Annotated in this window: 16 protein-coding genes, 1 tRNA gene and 1 riboswitch; of the genes, 1 reads left to right on the forward strand and 16 read right to left on the reverse strand. The window is 61.2% G+C overall.

The genetic code is table 11. The features are described 5' to 3' along the window. Window positions 1-106: 106 nt before the first annotated feature. From FHK92_RS13925 to ltaE, 5 genes are all read right to left on the reverse strand, one after another. Window positions 107-197, reverse strand: a tRNA-Ser gene (locus tag FHK92_RS13925). Window positions 198-259: 62 nt separating this feature from the next. Further along, a complete protein-coding gene (csrA, locus tag FHK92_RS13930; protein WP_003178872.1) occupies window positions 260-448 on the reverse strand; it encodes a carbon storage regulator CsrA in 189 nt (62 codons plus the stop codon). Between the two features lie 185 nt (window positions 449-633). Continuing rightward, window positions 634-1875: an aspartate kinase gene (locus tag FHK92_RS13935; protein ID WP_030142447.1), complete on the reverse strand. Its 1242-nt coding sequence runs from the start codon at window positions 1873-1875 to the stop codon at window positions 634-636. A gap of 85 nt (window positions 1876-1960) precedes the next feature. Next, window positions 1961-4582, reverse strand: a complete 2622-nt coding sequence (gene alaS, locus FHK92_RS13940) for an alanine--tRNA ligase (RefSeq protein ID WP_181288543.1) — start codon at window positions 4580-4582, stop codon at window positions 1961-1963. Window positions 4583-4728: 146 nt separating this feature from the next. Next, the gene (gene ltaE, locus FHK92_RS13945; protein WP_181288544.1) at window positions 4729-5733 is read right to left on the reverse strand and encodes a low-specificity L-threonine aldolase; all 1005 of its coding nucleotides are present in this window, start codon (window positions 5731-5733) and stop codon (window positions 4729-4731) included. Window positions 5734-5985: 252 nt separating this feature from the next. Further along, a riboswitch (FMN riboswitch) is annotated at window positions 5986-6153 on the forward strand. A 98-nt stretch (window positions 6154-6251) separates the two neighbouring features. Here ltaE and FHK92_RS13950 point away from each other — a divergent pair. After that, window positions 6252-6761: a 6,7-dimethyl-8-ribityllumazine synthase gene (locus tag FHK92_RS13950; protein ID WP_181288545.1), complete on the forward strand. Its 510-nt coding sequence runs from the start codon at window positions 6252-6254 to the stop codon at window positions 6759-6761. A 126-nt stretch (window positions 6762-6887) separates the two neighbouring features. Here the strand turns inward: FHK92_RS13950 and astE are convergent, their stop codons facing one another. The 11 genes from astE to FHK92_RS14005 form a co-directional block, all read right to left on the reverse strand. Next, a complete protein-coding gene (gene astE / locus FHK92_RS13955) occupies window positions 6888-7895 on the reverse strand; it encodes a succinylglutamate desuccinylase (RefSeq protein ID WP_181288546.1) in 1008 nt (335 codons plus the stop codon). 12 nt (window positions 7896-7907) lie between these two features. Next, entirely contained in the window at window positions 7908-8195 is a 288-nt protein-coding gene (locus FHK92_RS13960; protein ID WP_181288547.1) for a topoisomerase II, read from the reverse strand. A gap of 69 nt (window positions 8196-8264) precedes the next feature. Beyond that, entirely contained in the window at window positions 8265-9611 is a 1347-nt protein-coding gene (gene astB, locus FHK92_RS13965; protein WP_181288548.1) for an N-succinylarginine dihydrolase, read from the reverse strand. 131 nt (window positions 9612-9742) lie between these two features. After that, the gene (gene astD / locus FHK92_RS13970) at window positions 9743-11212 is read right to left on the reverse strand and encodes a succinylglutamate-semialdehyde dehydrogenase (RefSeq protein ID WP_181288733.1); all 1470 of its coding nucleotides are present in this window, start codon (window positions 11210-11212) and stop codon (window positions 9743-9745) included. Continuing rightward, entirely contained in the window at window positions 11209-12234 is a 1026-nt protein-coding gene (gene astA / locus FHK92_RS13975; protein ID WP_030142455.1) for an arginine N-succinyltransferase, read from the reverse strand. The genes astD and astA overlap by 4 nt, the downstream gene beginning before the upstream one ends. A 47-nt stretch (window positions 12235-12281) precedes the next feature. Beyond that, window positions 12282-13301 (reverse strand): arginine/ornithine succinyltransferase subunit alpha, encoded by a 1020-nt coding sequence (gene aruF, locus FHK92_RS13980; protein WP_030142456.1) that lies wholly within the window; start codon window positions 13299-13301, stop codon window positions 12282-12284. A gap of 234 nt (window positions 13302-13535) precedes the next feature. Then, window positions 13536-14756 (reverse strand): aspartate aminotransferase family protein, encoded by a 1221-nt coding sequence (locus FHK92_RS13985; protein ID WP_181288549.1) that lies wholly within the window; start codon window positions 14754-14756, stop codon window positions 13536-13538. 359 nt (window positions 14757-15115) lie between these two features. Beyond that, on the reverse strand, window positions 15116-16096 hold the full coding sequence (argR, locus tag FHK92_RS13990; RefSeq protein ID WP_030142458.1) for a transcriptional regulator ArgR: 981 nt from the start codon (window positions 16094-16096) through the stop codon (window positions 15116-15118). Between the two features lie 113 nt (window positions 16097-16209). After that, window positions 16210-16974 (reverse strand): ABC transporter ATP-binding protein, encoded by a 765-nt coding sequence (locus FHK92_RS13995; RefSeq protein WP_181288550.1) that lies wholly within the window; start codon window positions 16972-16974, stop codon window positions 16210-16212. A 56-nt stretch (window positions 16975-17030) separates the two neighbouring features. Beyond that, complete coding sequence (locus FHK92_RS14000; RefSeq protein ID WP_030142460.1) at window positions 17031-17729, reverse strand: ABC transporter permease; 699 nt, start codon at window positions 17727-17729, stop codon at window positions 17031-17033. Further along, window positions 17726-18415 (reverse strand): ABC transporter permease, encoded by a 690-nt coding sequence (locus FHK92_RS14005; RefSeq protein WP_181288551.1) that lies wholly within the window; start codon window positions 18413-18415, stop codon window positions 17726-17728. Before FHK92_RS14005 ends, FHK92_RS14000 begins: the two co-directional genes overlap by 4 nt. Window positions 18416-18441 lie beyond the last annotated feature (26 nt).

The following is an 18441-nucleotide window of genomic DNA, read 5'->3' on the forward strand; positions in this document are numbered from 1 at the left end:
TTTGATGCCGCGCATTATAGGTCGCTAAATCTTTTTGTAAAGCGCTTTTTTCAGTAATTTCAAACACTTACCGATCAAGCCAGATTACAGCGCACTAAACGAATAATGGCGGAGAACGGGGGATTCGAACCCCCGACACCCTTTTGAGGTGTACTCCCTTAGCAGGGGAGCGCCTTCGGCCACTCGGCCAGCTCTCCGCAACACGGGGCGTATATTAACCACCTTCATCCCCGTTTGCAAACATAAAAATCGATAAAAATTAATGGCTTGGTTCGTCGTCCTTCTCTTTCTTGATACGCAGGTAGATTTCTTCCCGGTGTACAGCAACCTCTTTCGGGGCGTTGACGCCGATACGTACCTGGTTTCCTTTGACGCCGAGCACGGTCACGGTGATTTCGCCATCGCCAATAATCAGGCTTTCTGCACACCGACGGGTCAGAATCAGCATACCTTTCTCCTCACGCAATTCACTTAAGGGACAACCGTCTGCAAAAAAAAGGCATGGGACCTACAACCGAAACGGTCGCAGCCTACAGGCCTAGTATTGACCAGCGCGCGCAAAAGAACAGTTTTGGGACACGCCATTCAGAAAAACAAAGGGCGCGGTAAAAACCGCGCCCTCCAGGCAACGCCTTACTCGCCCTGTCGGGCCGCAGCGTCGAGTTCAAACGCCGTGTGCAGGGCGCGCACGGCCAGCTCCAGGTACTTCTCTTCGATCACCACGGAAACCTTGATTTCCGACGTGGAGATCATCTGGATATTGATGCTTTCCTTCGCCAGGGACTCGAACATGCGGCTGGCCACGCCTGCGTGAGAACGCATGCCCACACCGACGATCGAGACCTTGGCGATCTTGGTGTCGCCGACCACTTCGCGGGCACCGATCTCGCCAGCCGTTTTCTTCAATACAGCTTCGGCGGACTGATAGTCGTTGCGGTGCACGGTGAAGGTGAAGTCGGTGGTGTTATCGTGCGCGACGTTCTGCACGATCATGTCGACTTCGATGTTGGCGGCACTGATCGGGCCGAGAATCTTGAACGCCACGCCGGGGGTGTCTGGCACGCCACGGATGGTCAGCTTGGCTTCATCGCGGTTGAAAGCGATGCCGGAAATGATCGGCTGTTCCATGGATTCCTCTTCATCAATAGTAATGAGGGTGCCCGGACCCTCCTTGAAGCTGTGCAGGACGCGCAGCGGAACGTTGTACTTGCCAGCGAATTCGACCGCACGGATCTGCAACACCTTGGAACCGAGGCTGGCCATCTCCAGCATCTCTTCGAAGGTAATCTTGTCCAGGCGCTGAGCCACGGGCACGACCCGTGGATCGGTGGTGTAGACGCCATCGACATCGGTGTAGATCTGGCATTCATCAGCCTTGAGGGCCGCCGCCAGCGCCACGCCCGTGGTATCGGAACCGCCACGACCCAGGGTGGTGATGTTGCCGTGTTCGTCCACGCCCTGGAAACCGGCGACCACTACGACGCGACCGGCCTTCAGGTCGCCGCGAATCTTCTGGTCATCGATCTGCAGGATACGCGCTTTGTTGTGCGCGCTGTCCGTCAGGATACGAACCTGGTTGCCGGTGTAGGACACCGCCGGCACGCCACGCTTGATCAACGCCATGGCCAGCAAGGCAATAGTCACCTGCTCGCCCGTGGAAACGATCACGTCCAGCTCGCGGGGAACCGGTTGCTGGTCGCCGCTGATTTGCTTGGCCAGATCGATCAGACGGTTGGTCTCGCCGCTCATTGCCGACAGCACGACTACAAGGTCGTCGCCCGCTTCACGGAATTTCTTAACCTTGTCGGCGACTTGTTCGATTCTCTCGACGGTGCCGACCGAGGTGCCTCCAAATTTCTGTACGATCAAAGCCATTTCAAAGCCGCCTCTGCCCATGAAGGGCGCCCAAATAATCAATCAACAGCGGCCGGGCCCACCTTGGCGAGCCCGGAGCGCCGTCTTAAATACCCTGCTCTACAAATGCAACGGTCTGGGCCAGTGCCGCGTCCAATGCGCCGGCGTCGGTACCGCCGCCTTGCGCCATGTCCGGACGACCACCGCCCTTCCCGCCCACTGCTGCAGCGGCCTGCTTCATCAAATCACCGGCTTTGAGTTGGCCAGTCAGGTCTTTGGTCACGCCTGCGACGAGAACGACCTTTTCCTCATGGACACCGCCGAGCAGGATCACTGCGCGGCCGAGTTTGTTTTTCAGTTGATCAACCAGCGCCAGCAGCGCCTTGCCATCCTGGCCGTCAAGACGCGCGGCCAGCACTTTCACGCCCTTGACGTCCACCGCCTGGGCCGACAGATCGTCGCCCGCGGCGCTGGCAGCCTTGGCCTGCAACTGCTCGAGTTGCTTTTCCAGCGAGCGGTTGCGTTCCAGCACAGCCGACAGCTTGTCGATCAAGTTGTCGCGACTGCCCTTGATCAGGCTGGCCGCTTCCTTGAGTTGTTCTTCCGCCGCGTTGAGGTACGCCAGCGCCGCAGCGCCAGTCACCGCCTCGATACGCCGCACGCCGGAGGCCACGCCGCCTTCGCTGACAATCTTCAGCAGGCCGATGTCGCCGGTGCGATTGGCGTGGATGCCGCCACACAGCTCAACGGAGAAGTCGCCCATGCTCAGCACGCGCACGCTATCGCCGTACTTCTCGCCGAACAGCGCCATCGCGCCCTTGCGCTTGGCAGTCTCGATGTCGGTTTCCTCGGTCTCTACCGGGGAGTTCTTGCGAATCTCGGCGTTGACGATGTCTTCCAGCGCCTTGAGCTGTTCAGGCTTGATCGCTTCGAAGTGGCTGAAGTCGAAGCGCAGGCGCTGGCTGTCCACCAACGAGCCTTTCTGCTGGACGTGCTCGCCCAGCACCTGGCGCAAGGCTGCGTGCAGCAAGTGCGTGGCGGAGTGGTTCAGGGAGGTCGCGTGACGAACTTCTGCATCGACATGGGCCGCCACCGGAGCGGCGATCATCAGGCTGCCGGAAGCCAGCACGCCGTGGTGAAGGAACGCGCCGCCGGTCTTGGTGGTATCACGCACGTCGAAGCGCGAGTTGCCGGCCTGCAAATAGCCGCAGTCGCCGATCTGGCCGCCGGATTCGGCGTAGAACGGGGTCTTGTCCAGCACGATCACGCCTTCCTGGCCTTCGCTCAGGATGTCGACCGACTGGCCATCCTTATAGATGGCGACGATCTTGGCCGAACCGGTGGTTGCGGTGTAGCCGGTGAATTCGGTGGCCACGTCAACCTTGACCAGGCTGTTGTAGTCCATGCCGAAAGAGCTGGCGGAGCGCGCACGCACGCGCTGGGCTTCCATCTCGCGCTCGAAACCTTCCTCGTCGAGGGTCAGGTTGCGTTCGCGGGCGATGTCGCCAGTCAGGTCCATCGGGAAGCCGTAGGTGTCGTAGAGTTTGAACACCACGTCGCCCGGGACCACGTTGCCCTTGAGTTCGGCCAGGTCCTGCTCGAGGATCTTCAGGCCTTGCTCCAGGGTCTTGGCGAATTGCTCTTCTTCAGCCTTGAGCACGCGCTCGATGTGCGCTTGCTGGGACTTGAGTTCCGGGAAGGCTTCGCCCATCTCGGCCACCAGCGCTCCGACGATTTGATAGAAGAAGCTGCCCTTGGCGCCGAGCTTGTTGCCGTGACGGCAGGCGCGACGGATGATCCGGCGCAGCACGTAGCCGCGGCCTTCGTTGGACGGCAGCACGCCATCGGCGATCAGGAAGCCGCAGGAACGGATGTGGTCGGCGACTACTTTCAGCGAAGCCTGGTTGTCGTTGGTGCAACCGATGGCCTTGGCCGACGCACTCAACAGGCTCTGGAATAGGTCGATTTCGTAGTTGGAGTGAACGTGCTGCAGCACCGCACTGATCCGCTCCAGGCCCATGCCGGTGTCGACCGACGGCGCTGGCAGCGGATGCAACACGCCATCGGCGGTGCGGTTGAACTGCATGAAGACGTTGTTCCAGATCTCGATGTAGCGATCGCCGTCTTCTTCCGGCGAGCCGGGTGGGCCGCCCCAGATGTCGGCGCCGTGGTCGTAGAAGATCTCGGTGCAAGGGCCGCACGGGCCGGTGTCGCCCATGGTCCAGAAGTTGTCGGAGGCGTAAGGCGCGCCCTTGTTGTCGCCGATGCGCACCATGCGCTCAGCCGGGACGCCAACTTCCTTGGTCCAGATGTCGTAGGCTTCATCGTCAGTCGCGTAGACCGTTACCCAAAGTTTTTCCTTGGGCAGGTTCAGCCACTTGTCGGACGTCAGGAAGGTCCAGGCGAAGGTAATGGCGTCGCGTTTGAAATAGTCACCGAAGCTGAAGTTGCCCAGCATTTCGAAGAAGGTGTGGTGACGAGCGGTATAGCCGACGTTTTCCAGATCGTTGTGCTTGCCGCCGGCGCGCACGCATTTCTGGCTGCTCACCGCACGGGTGTAGGCACGTTTTTCCTGGCCCAGGAAGCAATCCTTGAACTGGTTCATCCCCGCGTTGGTGAACAGCAGGGTCGGGTCGTTGCCCGGAATCAAAGAGCTGGAGGCTACTCGGGTGTGGCCTTGCTCTTCGAAGAAGCGAAGGAAGGCTTCACGGATTTCTGCGCTTTTCATTAGGTTCTTCCACGGAGGCTGCGGCCAAAGGCCTGTGCATAACGTCAACAGACGAAGCAACGGCAAAGGGCCGCATTATATCGGCCCTTTGCGTGGGGTACAGCGTGTTTATGCGATAGAAACGCTCAATTGGCCCGGTTGGCGGGTCACTGGCGGGAAAATTCGACGAAAGTGCTGATCACCTGATCGATTTGCGCCGCGCTCACGTCCATGTGCGTCACCATTCGCAGGCGCGACGCAGCGCTGAGCTTGACGCCCCGCGCACCGGCAAACGCCTTGATCGCCTCGGCCCGCTCGCCCATTTGCACGTAGACCATGTTGGTCTGTACCGGCTCGACCTCGTAGCCCGCCGCACGCAAACCCTCGGCGAGCCGCTGAGCATTGGCGTGGTCGTCGGCCAAGCGCTGGACATTATGATCCAGCGCATACAGCCCCGCCGCTGCCAGGATCCCGGCCTGGCGCATGCCGCCGCCGACCATTTTGCGCAGCCGACGCGCCTTGCCGATCAGCTCAGTCGTGCCGCACAGGACCGAGCCCACCGGAGCGCCCAGTCCCTTCGACAGGCACACCGACACCGAATCGAAATGTTGCGTGATTTCCCGGGCATCGACATTCAATTTGACCGCGGCGTTATACAGCCGCGCGCCGTCCAGGTGCAGCGCCAGGCCGTTGTCTTGAGTGAAGCGACGGGCCCGGGCCAGGTATTCCAGTGGCAGGACCTTGCCCTGCATCGTATTTTCCAGGGCCAGCAGCCGGGTACGGGCAAAGTGAAAATCGTCAGGCTTGATCGCCGCCGCGACTTGCGCCAAGTCGAGGGAGCCATCGGCCTGCACTTCGAGAGGCTGCGGCTGGATCGAGCCGAGCACCGCCGCACCGCCACCCTCGTATTTGTAGGTGTGGGCCTGCTGGCCAACGATGTATTCGTCGCCGCGTTCGCAGTGGGCCATCAGCCCCAACAGGTTGCTCATGGTGCCCGTGGGCACGAACAACGCTGCCGCAAAACCCAGGCGCTTGGCCAGTTCGGCTTCGAGGCGATTGACGGTCGGGTCTTCGCCATACACATCGTCGCCGGTCGGCGCGCAGGCCATGGCATCCAGCATGCCGGCGGAAGGTTGGGTGACCGTGTCGCTGCGAAGATCGATAACGCTCATGAATCTGGCCTCGGTTTCTGGTGGGGGAATTCCCTTTCGGAGGGCAATTACTGCGGGCATGGCGAAGAATAATCAAGCCCAGGACGACACTAACCCAACGGATTATCCAAATCCCCTGTGGGAGCGAGCTTGCTCGCGATGGCGGCAGCACATTCAGCATTGATGCAAGCTGAACCACCGCTATCGCGAGCAAGCTCGCTCCCACAGGGGTTATGTGTTAAAAATCGTCCGCCGTCACAAAATGTGTCGGCAAAACGTTCTCAGGGCGGGGTGCAATTCCCCACCGGCGGTAATTGCGCGCAATGCGCATAGCCCGCGAGCGCTTGGCACTACACGGCTTTTGCGGTGCAGCGACAAGGTCAGCAGACCCGGTGTGATCCCGGGGCCGACGGTCATAGTCCGGATGAAGAGAGAACGGGATTGACACCCAAGGGCCGACTGCGACTCTGTGCGCGGCGTACCCTCGAATCCCCTTCGATTCATGACGCCCTGTTTTTCACACAAACAGGAACCAGAACATGCAACCCACCGCAATCGACAGCAAGACCAAAAACCATCCGGGCGAGCGCGTCGCGTTCATCCAGGCCTGCTGGCACAAGGAAATCGTCGACCAGAGCCGTAAAGGCTTCGTCGCCGAAATGATCAGCCAGGGCTATCAGGAAAGTGACATTGACTTCTTCGAAGTCGGCGGCGCCTTCGAAATTCCGCTGCACGCCATGCTGCTGGCCAAGACCGGTCGCTACGCCGGCATCGTCGCCGCCGGCCTGGTGGTGGACGGCGGCATCTACCGTCACGAGTTCGTCGCCCAATCGGTGATCAGCGGCCTGATGCAGGTCCAACTGGAAACCGAAGTGCCGGTGTTCTCGGTCGTGCTGACGCCGCATCACTTCCATGCGGGGGAAGAACATCAGAAGTTCTTCTTCGAGCACTTCGTGCACAAGGGCGAGGAAGCGGCGAAGACCTGCGCCGATACGCTGCACAAGATGCGGGCGCTGCGTCGCAGTGAGCAGCGGGCGGTAGCGGTCTAAAGCCCCTCTCCAAAAAACCTGTGGGAGCGAGCTTGCTCGCGATAGCGGACTGTCAGTCACCCTCTACATGGACTGAAGCACCGCAATCGCGAGCAAGCTCGCTCCCACAATGGTTTGGCCTGGGCTTTAGGCCAGGTTTTCATCCGTCGCCGGCACGATCAGAATCCCCGCCCGCAAGCCATTCTTGACCTTGGGGTTCGGGAAGATGATTCGCGCACCCTCCTCCTCGATCACCCAGCGGGTCTGGGCGATGTCCTCGGCCAGCACATAGCCTTTTCCAAGTTCAGAGAAGTTTTCGATGTCCGCCGGCAGGTTCAGGCGGAAGCTGTCGCTGTGCTTGATGATTTCCCGCGCGACGCTGAACAGTTGCAGGCCGTCGAGGCTGTCTTCCATCTCCGGCTCGTTGCCTTCGATGATCTGTTGCAGGCGCGTTTCCAGCAGGCTGACATTGACGCCGTCGTTCTGGCCGAATGGCCGGGCCTTGCCCAATTCGAGGGTGAAGGACTCGGCGCCGAGCTGGTCGTAGGTGTAGGCGCTGAACACGATGGATGGCTTGTTCTGCAACAGCACCGCCTCCATGCCCGCTGCACGCAGGCGCGCCAGTTCACGGCGTGAGTGCTGGCGACCTTCTTTCCATGGATACAGCGCGAACTGCTCGATCTTCGAGCCACGAATGGCGGTATGCAGATCGTAATGCAGGCGACTGCGGTCCGGCACGCTGAAGAAGCTCGCGGCCAACCGTTCCAACTCACAGGCGCGCAGTGCCTCGGGGCCGCCGCTCAGCTCATGGCGACCATTGAACAGGCGATTGACGTCCTGCTCGACAAAACGCTCGCCGCGACGGATCGCCTCGGGGTTGCCGAACAGGAACAGAATACGTGCCCGTGGCTTCAGGTCGCCACGGGCAATGTCATGCAGCAGGCGATCGAGCAATTCGATCGGCGCAGTTTCGTTGCCGTGGATACCGGCCGACAACAACAGGTCCAGGCCGTTATCCCGGGCCTCGGGCGGCTTGACCTCCAGCGCGCCCTCGCTCAACCAGCGCATCCGTACGCCTTCGACAGTCAGTTGAGTCTTCTCCGCCGGTTCACGGCCGGCGAGGGTCAGTTCAAGCAGTTTGCCGAGGGCGAGCATAGTGCGATTTCCTTAATGGTCGTGGCCGCAATCCGGGCCATGGACATGGTCGTCATCGCCCAGGTCCGCCGGCTCCATTTCCAGCTGCAGGCTGACCAGGTTGGTCGCCAATGGGCGCAACAGCAAGTTGGCGTATTCCTCGTCCCCTTCCTCGACATCGACGCCGATCAGCAGCTGGCCACGGCCGTCCTGCTGGATCCACAGCTCCTTGCCTTGCCACATCACCGCGACGCGGGTGCAGGAGGTTTCCAGTTGCGTGCCGTCGGTGTCTTCAAGGATCAGCTGCAGGGTATCGCTCATGTTTTTACATTCTCGTCTGGGGATAAGGCAACGCGCCCTGCTTTGACTGTAGTCAGGTCGCGCGCGCTTTCAATTGATCTGGAAAGGATAGACCGAGCCAAGTTTAAGGATTTGTGTCAGCTCATCCAGGGCCGACCGGCATTCAAGCAGCAATTGCGGGTCCGCCAGGTCGTTTTCGGTCATACGGTCGCGGTAGTGAGTCTCGACCCATTGGGTCAGCGAATCGTACAGCGGCGCGGTCATGATAACCCCTGGGTTGACGGCCGCCAGCTCGGTTTCATTCAGCGCCACGCGCAATCGCAGGCAAGCCGGGCCGCCACCGTTCTGCATGCTTTGCTTGAGGTCGAAGACCTTCACTTCACGGATGACTCCGCCAGAGCTGGTCAGGCCTTGCAGGTATTGCCAGACGCGTTCGTTGCTACGGCATTCTTCCGGCACGATCAACAGCATCGAGCCATCGGCACGCGACAGCAATTGGCTGTTGAACAGGTAGGAACGTACCGCGTCATCGACGGTGACCGCCGAACGCGGTACGCACACCGATTGAAATTTCCCACCGACCTTGGCGAGTTTGCCGCTCAGCTCGGCCAGCATTTTCTCGGTCTCGAGGAACGCGTCCTCGTGGTAGAACAGGACCTCGCCGTTGCCCACCGCGATCACGTCGTTGTGGAAAACGCCCTGGTCGATCACCGCCGGGTTCTGCTGGGCGTACACCACGCCCTCCTCACTCAAGCCATGCAGGCGAGCGACGGCGCGGGAGGCTTCGAGGGTCTGGCGCGCCGGGTACTTTTGTGGCGACGGGAAACGACTGTCGAACGCACTGCGACCGAACACGAAGAACTCGACGCCAGCCTCGCCATAGGCGCGGCAGAAACGCGTGTGGTTGGCCGCGCCTTCGTCACCGAATTGCGCCACGGCTGGCAGCGCGGCGTGGTGGGCGAAGTGTTGCTGGTTGGCGAACATCGCCCCCAGCACGCGACTGGTGGTCGGATGCTCGATGCTGCGGTGGTATTTGCAGTTCAGGTTGGCGGCGGTGAAATGCACGCGGCCGTCAGCCGTGTCGGCGCTCGGGCTGACGGTGGCGGCGTTGGCGACCCACATGCTCGACGCCGAGCAACTGGCGACCAGCAGCGGCATCGCTTCTTTCGCGGCCTGCTGGATGACCTGCGCGTCAGTGCCGGCAAAGCCCAGCCGGCGCAGGGCCGCCACGTCCGGACGTTCCTGTGGCGCCAGCACACCTTGCTTGAACCCCATGTTCATCAGCGCTTTCATTTTCGCCAGGCCCTGCAGCGCCGCTTCCTTGGGGTTGGAGCATTGCTGGCTGTTGCTCTGGGAGGCTACGTTGCCGTAGGAGAGCCCGCCGTAGTTATGGGTCGGCCCCACTAGACCGTCAAAGTTGACTTCATAGGATTTCATCAGCGAGGCTCCACGAGAATCTGTTTTTTATAGGCATCGAGTAACAGCCGCGTCGCGGCTATCGCGAGCAAGCTCGCTCCCACAGGGTCTTGCACTGTCCTTGTGGGAGCGAGCTTGCTCGCGATTAGGGCTTAAACCATTTTTACGCCAGGCGTCAGGCTCACAGGCATGACCAGGCTCGGCGTCTCCAGCGAAGCCACCGGATACGCGCAATAATCCGCCGCGTAATAAGCGCTGGCGCGATGGTTGCCCGAGGCGCCGACACCGCCGAACGGCGCGCTGCTGGCGGCGCCGGTCAGTTGTTTGTTCCAGTTGACGATGCCCGCACGGCTTTGCAACCAGAACTGCTCGTAGCGTTCCTGAGAATCCGAAAGCAAGCCGGCGGCCAGGCCATATTGAGTATTGTTGGCTTCGGCGATCGCACCGGCGAAGTCTTTGTAACGGATAACCTGCAGCAATGGCCCGAACAATTCCTCGTCGGGACGCTCGGTCACAGCGGTGACATCAAGGATCCCTGGCGTCAACAACGCCGCCTGGGGCTGCGGTTGGGTCATGGCCAGCAGCGGCACGGCGCCCTTGCCCAACAAATGATTCTGCGCATCCATCAAGGCCTTCGCGGCAGCCAGGGAAACCACCGAGCCCATGAACGGCGCCGGTTGCTGGTCAAACCGCCCAACTTCAATGGTCGAACTGACCTGCACCAGGCGCGCCAGCAAGGCATCGCCCCACGGGCCTTCCGGCACCAACAGGCGGCGCGCACAAGTGCAGCGTTGGCCGGCGGAGATGAACGCGGATTGAATGATGGTGTAGACCGCCGCATCGACATCGGCCACCTCATCCACCACCAGCGGATTGTTGCCGCCCATCTCCAGCGCGAGGATCTTGTCCGGACGACCGGAGAACTGTTGGTGCAGCAGGTTGCCGGTACGGCTGGACCCGGTGAAGAACAGCCCGTCAATGCCCGGCTCCGCCGCCAGGGCGATACCAGTTTCCCGCGCGCCTTGCAGCAGGTTCAACACGCCCGCCGGCAGGCCGGCCTCGACCCAGCACTTGACCGTCAGCTCAGCGACTTTCGGCGTAAGCTCGCTAGGCTTGAACAGCACGCAGTTGCCCGCCAACAGTGCCGGCACAATGTGCCCGTTGGGCAAGTGGCCGGGGAAGTTGTAAGGGCCGAACACTGCCACCACGCCGTGGGGCTTGTGGCGCAGCACGGCGGTGGCGTCGCCCAACGGGCCACTCTTTTCGCCGGTACGCTCGCGGTAGCTCTGCACCGAAATGGCGACCTTGTTGATCATGCTGGTGACTTCGGTGGCCGCTTCCCACAAGGGCTTGCCGGTTTCCTCACCGATGCAGCGGGCCAATTCGTCAGCGTGAGTCTTCAGGGTGCCGGCAAACGCTTCCAGCACCTGGATACGTTCGTCCAGCGGACGCCGCGCCCAGTCAGGGAATGCCTGGCGCGCCGCTTGCACTGCGGATTCCACCTGCGCCGCCGTGGCGCCTCTTCCCGACCACAGCACTTGCTGGGTCACCGGGTTCAACGACTCAAAAGCGTCGCCCTGGCCTTCCAGCCAACTTCCAGCGATGTACAACGATTTCATTATTTCGACTCCCGAGCAGCGGACAACGCCACGGCACGCACCTGGTCGCCAGCGTTGAGTTGAAGACGTTTGGCCGTTAGCGGATCGACCACCAGGGTGCCCGCGGCAAAGCGCGCCGGCGCCGCCGTGATGCGGCAGTCCTGGCATTTGCGGTTATGAATGAGGAACGGCGTGGCGTCATCGCCCGGCGTGCCGATGGCCAGCACCAGCGCCTGGCTGTCGCGGATCGCACGGATCTTGCCGGTTTCGCACTCGACGGCCGGGCCGGCATCGAAGATGTCGACGTAGCCCTGGTAGCTGAAGCCTTCGCTCTTGAGCATCGACAGCGCCGGTTCGGTGTCGGGATGAACCTGGCCGATCACAGCCCGTGCGTCCTCGGAGAGGAAGCAGGTGTACAGCGGGAACTTGGGCATTAGCTCAGCGATGAACGCCTTGTTGCCGACGCCGGTCAGGTAATCAGCCTGGCTGAATTCCATCTTGAAGAAATGCCGACCCAGGCTTTCCCAGAAAGGTGAGCGACCATTTTCGTCCGACATACCGCGCATTTCGGCGATGATCTTGTTGCCGAAAAGCTGTGGGAACTCGGCGATGAACAGCATCCGCGCCTTGGCCAGCATCCGGCCATTGAGGCCGTTGCGGTAGTCCGCATGGAGGAACAACGAGCACAGCTCGGAATTGCCCGTCAGGTCGTTGGCCAGGAACAGCGTCGGGATTTCCCGATAGATGTTCAGTTCCTGGGAAGCACTGACCGTCAGGCCGACCCGGAAGTTGTACCAGGGCTCACGCAACCCCACGGCGCCAGCGATGGCGGAAATGCCCACCACGCGACCGTCATCGTCTTCGAGCACGAACAGGTAGTCTGCGTCACCACGCCCGGCTTCGCCGCGAAACGTCTTCTCGGCCCAGCCAACCCGATGGGCCAGGCGCTCTTCATTGGCCGGCAACGTGGTCAGGCCGGTGCCGGTGCTGCGGGCCAGGGCGATCAGAGCGGGTAAATCGCTGCTGCGTACGGGACGAACGATCATGCTATCTCCTCAGACGGGCCGCTCACGCCACCCGCGAAACACTGCTGTTAAACCGCCACCAGGCGCACGCTGGCGCCTTCACCGACGCCCAGGGCTTCGGCTGCTTCCATGTCCAGCGTCACAGGCTTGCCTGGCGCGTAGTCGAGGTCGAGCAGCACGGCGCGGTAGTCCTGCAATTGGGCGTTGGCCACCAGGTATTGGCGACCGGCGCCCTTGACGGCTTCGCCGATCTTGACCGGCACCACGCGGCTCTGGGCGATCGAGCGGATCCCCGAGACGCGGGCATGCAAGGTCGGGCCGCCGTCAAAGATGTCGATGTAGTGATCGGTCTCGAAACCCTCGCGCATCAGGATGTCGAACGTGATCTGTGCACGTGGGTGGACCTGGCCCATGGCTTCCTGGGCGGCATCGGGTAACAGCGGCACGTAGATCGGGTAATGCGGCATCAGCTCGGCGAGGAAGGTCCGGCTTTTCAGCCCGCACAGACGCTCGGCGGCGGCGTAGTTGAGGTCGAAGAAGTTGCGACCGATGGCGTCCCAGAACGGCGAGTCACCATTTTCATCGCTGTAGCCAACGATCTCGGTCACCACCGAATCGGCGAAGCGCTCCGGATGGCTGGCGACGAACAGCAGGCGCCCACGGGAGTTGAGTTCGGCCCAGGGCGACCCGACCAGTTCCGGCACCACGTAGAAACTCGTCAACAGGCTGTTGCCGGTCAGGTCGTGGCATTGGGAAAGCACGTGGATCTTGTTATGGATCTTCAGTTCGCGGGACGCATGGACGAAGGTCTCGTTGCGAAAGCTGTAGAACGGCTCGGAATACCCCGCCGACGCAACGATCGCCGAGCAGCCCACCAGCTTGCCGGTGGCGGTGTCTTCGAGAACGAAGAAATAGCTCTCTTCACCGTTGAAACTGACTTCGGCGGCGAACGAGGCTTCGCTCGCGGCGATCTTGTCGCTCAGGCGTTCCACGTCGTCCGGCAAGGAAGTGACACCGATCGGGCTGTCCGCAGCCAGACGCTGTACCTCGCCCAGATCAGCCATTTGCGCGGGGCGCATCACCAGCATGGTGTCACTCCTTAACTTGAAATAAACGGTTCGACCAAAGGGTCGATACACAGAAAAAAACTAAACGAATACCCTGGCCCGCATTGCATCTGCGGCGGTCTTCGATTTTTCAGCCGCTGCAAGACTCCTGTGGGAGCGAGCTTGCTCGCGATAGCGGCGGCACATTCAACATCAGTGCAGGCTGAACCAACGCCATCGCGAGCAAGCTCGCTCCCACAAGGGATCCAGTCCAGTTCAGCCTTGGGTCAACTTCGCCGCGGCCCGCTCGAAGCGATCCAGGCCGGCGTCGATGTCGGCATCTTCCACCACCAGACTCGGGGCGAAACGAATCACGTCCGGGCCGGCTTGCAGGATCATCAGGCCTTCCTGTTCGGCGGCATTGAAGATGTCCTTGGCCTTGCCCTTCCAGGCGTCGTTCAGCACGCACCCGATCAGCAGGCCCAGGCCACGCACTTGGGTGAACAGGCCGTACTTCTCGCCAATCTGCAACAGGCGGGTCTTGAACTTGTCGTGCTTGGCCTTGACGCCATTGAGCACCTCAGGCGTGTTGACCACGTCGATCACTGCCTCGGCCACCGCGCAGGCCAGCGGGTTGCCGCCGTAGGTGGTGCCGTGGGTGCCGACGACCAGATGCTTGGCCAGCGCTTCGGTGGTGAGCATCGCCGCGATCGGGAAGCCGCCGCCCAGGCTCTTGGCGCTGGTGAGGATGTCCGGCACCACGCCGTAATGCATGTAGGCGAACAGCTCGCCACTGCGGCCCATGCCGGTCTGCACTTCGTCGAACACCAGCAACGCGTTATGCGCGTCGCACAGTTCGCGGGCGCCTTGCAGGTAAGCCAATTCGGCCGGCAATACACCGCCCTCGCCCTGGATCGGTTCCAGCACGACCGCGCAGGTCTTGTCCGAGACCGCCGCTTTCAGAGCCGCCAGGTCGTTGTAAGGAACGTGGGTGATACCGGTGATTTTAGGACCGAAACCGTCGGAATACTTCGACTGCCCGCCGACGTTGACGGTGAACAGCGTACGGCCATGGAAACTGTTGAGCGCGGCGATGATTTCGTATTTTTCGCTGCCGAACCGATCGAACCCGACACGACGGGCCAGCTTGAAAGCGGCCTCGTTGGCTTCGGCACCGGAGTTGCAGAAGAAAGCACGTTCGGCGAAGGTCGCGTCGACCAGCTTATGGGCCAGGCGCAAGGCCGGCTCATTGGTGAAAACGTTCGATACGTGCCACAGCTTGTTGGCCTGTTCAGTCAAGGCTCCAACCAGCGCCGGGTGGGCATGGCCCAGAACGTTGACTGCGATACCGCCCGCAAAATCGATCAGTTCGCGACCGGATTGATCCCACACGCGGGAACCGGCACCACGCACAGGGATGAAGGCAGCAGGTGCATAGTTCGGAACCATCACCTGGTCGAAATCGGCGCGTTGTACCGCGGCTTGCTCAACGGACATCGGAGTCTCCTGAAGAGGAACACCCGCCGGGAACTGGCGGGCTTGGTAAGGATTGTAAGGACAGTTTTCAGCCCGGCCTTGCCGCCAAGCGACAACTTCTTATAGCGCCAACCCACGTTTTTCGCGGGTTTACGGCAATGCGACAAATAGCGTCGCAAAGGCGCAGTTTAAACGTTGCCAGTGTATTTGAGGCGCTCGCATTCACATTTGCGCTGCCAGACACAAAACACCTGTGGGAGCGAGCTTGCTCGCGATGGCGCAGTGTCAGTCACCTTCAGCATTGACTGATACTCCGCCATCGCGAGCAAGCTCGCTCCCACAATTTTATGTATTGACCGCCCTATCCGCAGTCTTGCCGCTTAGCCGCGTTCGGACGGTACCGAGGACAATTCAAACGGGCTGCTGCTACGGCGCTGGTTGCGGTCTTCCCGCGGTGTCGCGCCAAAGAAGTTGCGATAGGCACTGGAAAAATGAGGGCCGGAAGAAAAACCGCAGGACAGGCCGATCTGGATGATCGATTTGCTGGTCTGCATCAGCATCTGCCGAGCCTTGTTCAGGCGCAGCTCCAAGTAATACTGGCTGGGTACGCGGTTGAGGTACTGCTTGAAGATCCGCTCCAGTTGCCGGCGGGACACGCACACATGCTGGGCGATTTCGTCGGTGGTCAGCGGCTCCTCGATGTTGGCCTCCATCAGCAGCACGGCCTGGGTGAGCTTCGGATGGCTGGAACCCAAGCGGTTCTGCAACGGAATGCGCTGGCGCTCGCCGCCCTCGCGAATGCGCTCGACCACCAGTTCTTCCGACACCGCGCCAGCCAGTTCGGCGCCGTGATCACGGGCCAGCACCGCCAACAACAAGTCCAACACCGACATGCCGCCGCAAGCGCTCAGGCGATCGCGATCCCAGTCAAACAGATGGCTGGTGGCGATGACCTTGGGGAAGCGCTCGGAGAAATCATCCTGCCAGCGCCAGTGCACGGCAGCCCGATAGCCATCGAGCAAACCCAACTGGGCCAAGGGATAGACGCCGGCGGACAAACCACCGATGACGCAACCGGCCCGCACCAATTGTTTAAGCGCACTGCTCAGCGGCGAAGCCAGCGCAGTCGGTGGCTCATCGGCCACCAGGAACAGCTTCTGCAAACCTTCGAGCTTGCCCGCCCACGGTTCGCCCGGCAGTTGCCAGGCGCCCTCGGTCGGAGGCTCGGCCTGAAGAAACGACAGCTCGTAGACCACGTCCGGATGCACTCGCTGAGCGACACGCAAGGCCTCCTCGGCCAGCGCCAGCGTCAAGGCTTTAGTGCTGGGCCAAATCAGGAAACCTATTCGATGGGCAGTCATGGCGGGCAATCCGAAGCGAAAACAGTGTTAAAGCCAAAAGCGGCTGCAACCAAATTAGACCATCTGGCGCATGACGCGCAGCATGATCCAAATCAGCTACGTAACGGGAGCGATTACTTGAGGCTGCCCGACAGGAATTGCTGCAGGCGCTCCGATTGCGGATTGACCAGCACTTCGCGCGGGTTGCCGCTTTCTTCAACGATGCCTTTGTGCAGGAACACCAGCTGGTTCGACACTTCACGGGCAAAGCCCATTTCGTGGGTCACCACCACCATGGTCCGGCCTTCCAGCGCCAGGGCCTGCATCACCTTGAGCACGTCACCGACCAATTCCGGGTCGAGGGCCGAGGTCGGCTCATCGAACAGCATCACTTCCGGCTCCATCGCCAGCGCACGGGCAATCGCCACGCGCTGCTGCTCGCCGCCAGACATATGGCCCGGATAGGCATCCTTGCGATGGGCCACGCCGACCTTGTTCAGGTAGTGCTCGGCCTTTTCGCGGGCTTCGGCCTTGGGCACGCCCAGCACATGGACCGGCGCTTCGATGATGTTTTCCAGCGCAGTCATGTGGGACCACAGGTTGAAATGCTGGAACACCATCGACAACCGCGAACGCATGCGCTGCAGTTGCTTGGGGTCCGCGGCCTTCATGGCGCCGTCCTTGCCGGCGACCAGTTTCAGCTCTTCGTTGTTGAGCAGGATCTTGCCGGCGTGGGGTTGCTCAAGCAGGTTGATGCAACGCAGGAAAGTACTCTTGCCGGAGCCACTGGAGCCAATGATGCTGATCACATCGCCAGCGGCGGCCTTCAGGGACACGCCCTTGAGCACTTCGTGACTGCCATAGCGTTTATGCAGGTCTTGGACTTCAAGCTTGTACATGCGGTCGGTTCTCACAAAACGTCAGTCGTTGAGCAGTCGATCGGATCGATGCGTTATCAGTGCTTGCGCGGCGCCAGGTAACCCAGCCAGCGGCGCTCGGCCAGTTTGAACAGGCGCACCAGGATGAAGGTCAGGCACAGGTAGAACACACCGGCGGTGATGTAGGCCTCGAACGGCAAGTAATACTGCGCGTTCACCGTGCGCGCGGCACCGGTGATGTCGATCAGGGTCACGATGGACGCGAGACTGGTGGTCTGCAACATCATGATCACTTCGTTGCTGTACTGCGGCAGTGCCCGGCGCAGGGCCGACGGCAGCAGGATCCGGCGATACAACTTGTAGCGAGACATGCCCATGGCCTTGGCCGCCTCGATCTCGCCATTGGGCGTGGCCCGCAGGCTGCCGGCGATGATTTCGGCGGTGTAGGCGCTGGTGTTGATGGCGAACGCCAGGCACGCACAGAACGTTGCGCTGGACAGCCAAGGCCAGAGGAAGCTCTCGCGCACGATGGCGAACTGCGCCAGCCCGTAGTAGATCAGGAACAGCTGCACCAGCATCGGCGTGCCGCGAATCACATAGGTGTAGAGCCAGGCCGTCATGTTGACGATCGGCTGCTTCGACACCCGCATCAACCCCAGGGGCAGCGCCGCCAACAGGCCGAAGAACAGCGACAGGGCCAACAGCTTCAAAGTGGTCAGCAAGCCACTGAAGTACAGCGGCAAGGCTTCATAGATGACGTTGTAGTCGAAGATCATAGATCAGCCGCCCTTACGCCTACCGAGTAGCGCTTCTCAAGGTGACGCAATGCCAGCAACGAGACACTGGTGATCACCAGGTACATCGCCGCCACCGCGAGGAAGAAGGTGAAAGGCTCGCGAGTGGCATCCGCCGCCTGCTTGGCCTTGAACATCATGTCTTGCAGGCCCACCACCGAAATCAGCGCGGTGGCCTTGGTCAGCACCAGCCAGTTGTTGGTGAAGCCTGGGATCGCCAGGCGAATCATCTGCGGCACCAGCACCCGGAAAAACACCTGGAAGCCGTTCATGCCGTACGCCATGCCCGCCTCGGCTTGCCCCTTGGGAATCGACATGAAGGCACCGCGAAAGGTTTCCGACAGGTACGCACCGAAGATGAAGCCCAGGGTGCCGATACCGGCCGCCAGCGGGTTCAGGTCGATGTAGTCGTCATAGCCGAGCATTGGCGCGACGCGGTTGAGCAGGTCCTGGCCGCCGTAGAAGATCAGCAGGATCAGCACCAGGTCGGGAATGCCGCGGATAACCGTGGAATACAGGTCGCCCAGCCACGCCAGCCAACGCACCGGCGAGAGGCGCAACGCGACACCAATCAACCCCAGGACGATGGCCAGGGCCATGGACGACAAGGCGAGCTGAAGCGTCAACCATGCGCCATCGAGGATGACAGCCCCGTAGCCTTTCAACATGATTCAGGTCCTCGAAAGTGGGATGA

The organism is Pseudomonas brassicacearum subsp. neoaurantiaca (genome assembly GCF_013608025.1).
Classification (GTDB): Bacteria; Pseudomonadota; Gammaproteobacteria; order Pseudomonadales; family Pseudomonadaceae; genus Aquipseudomonas.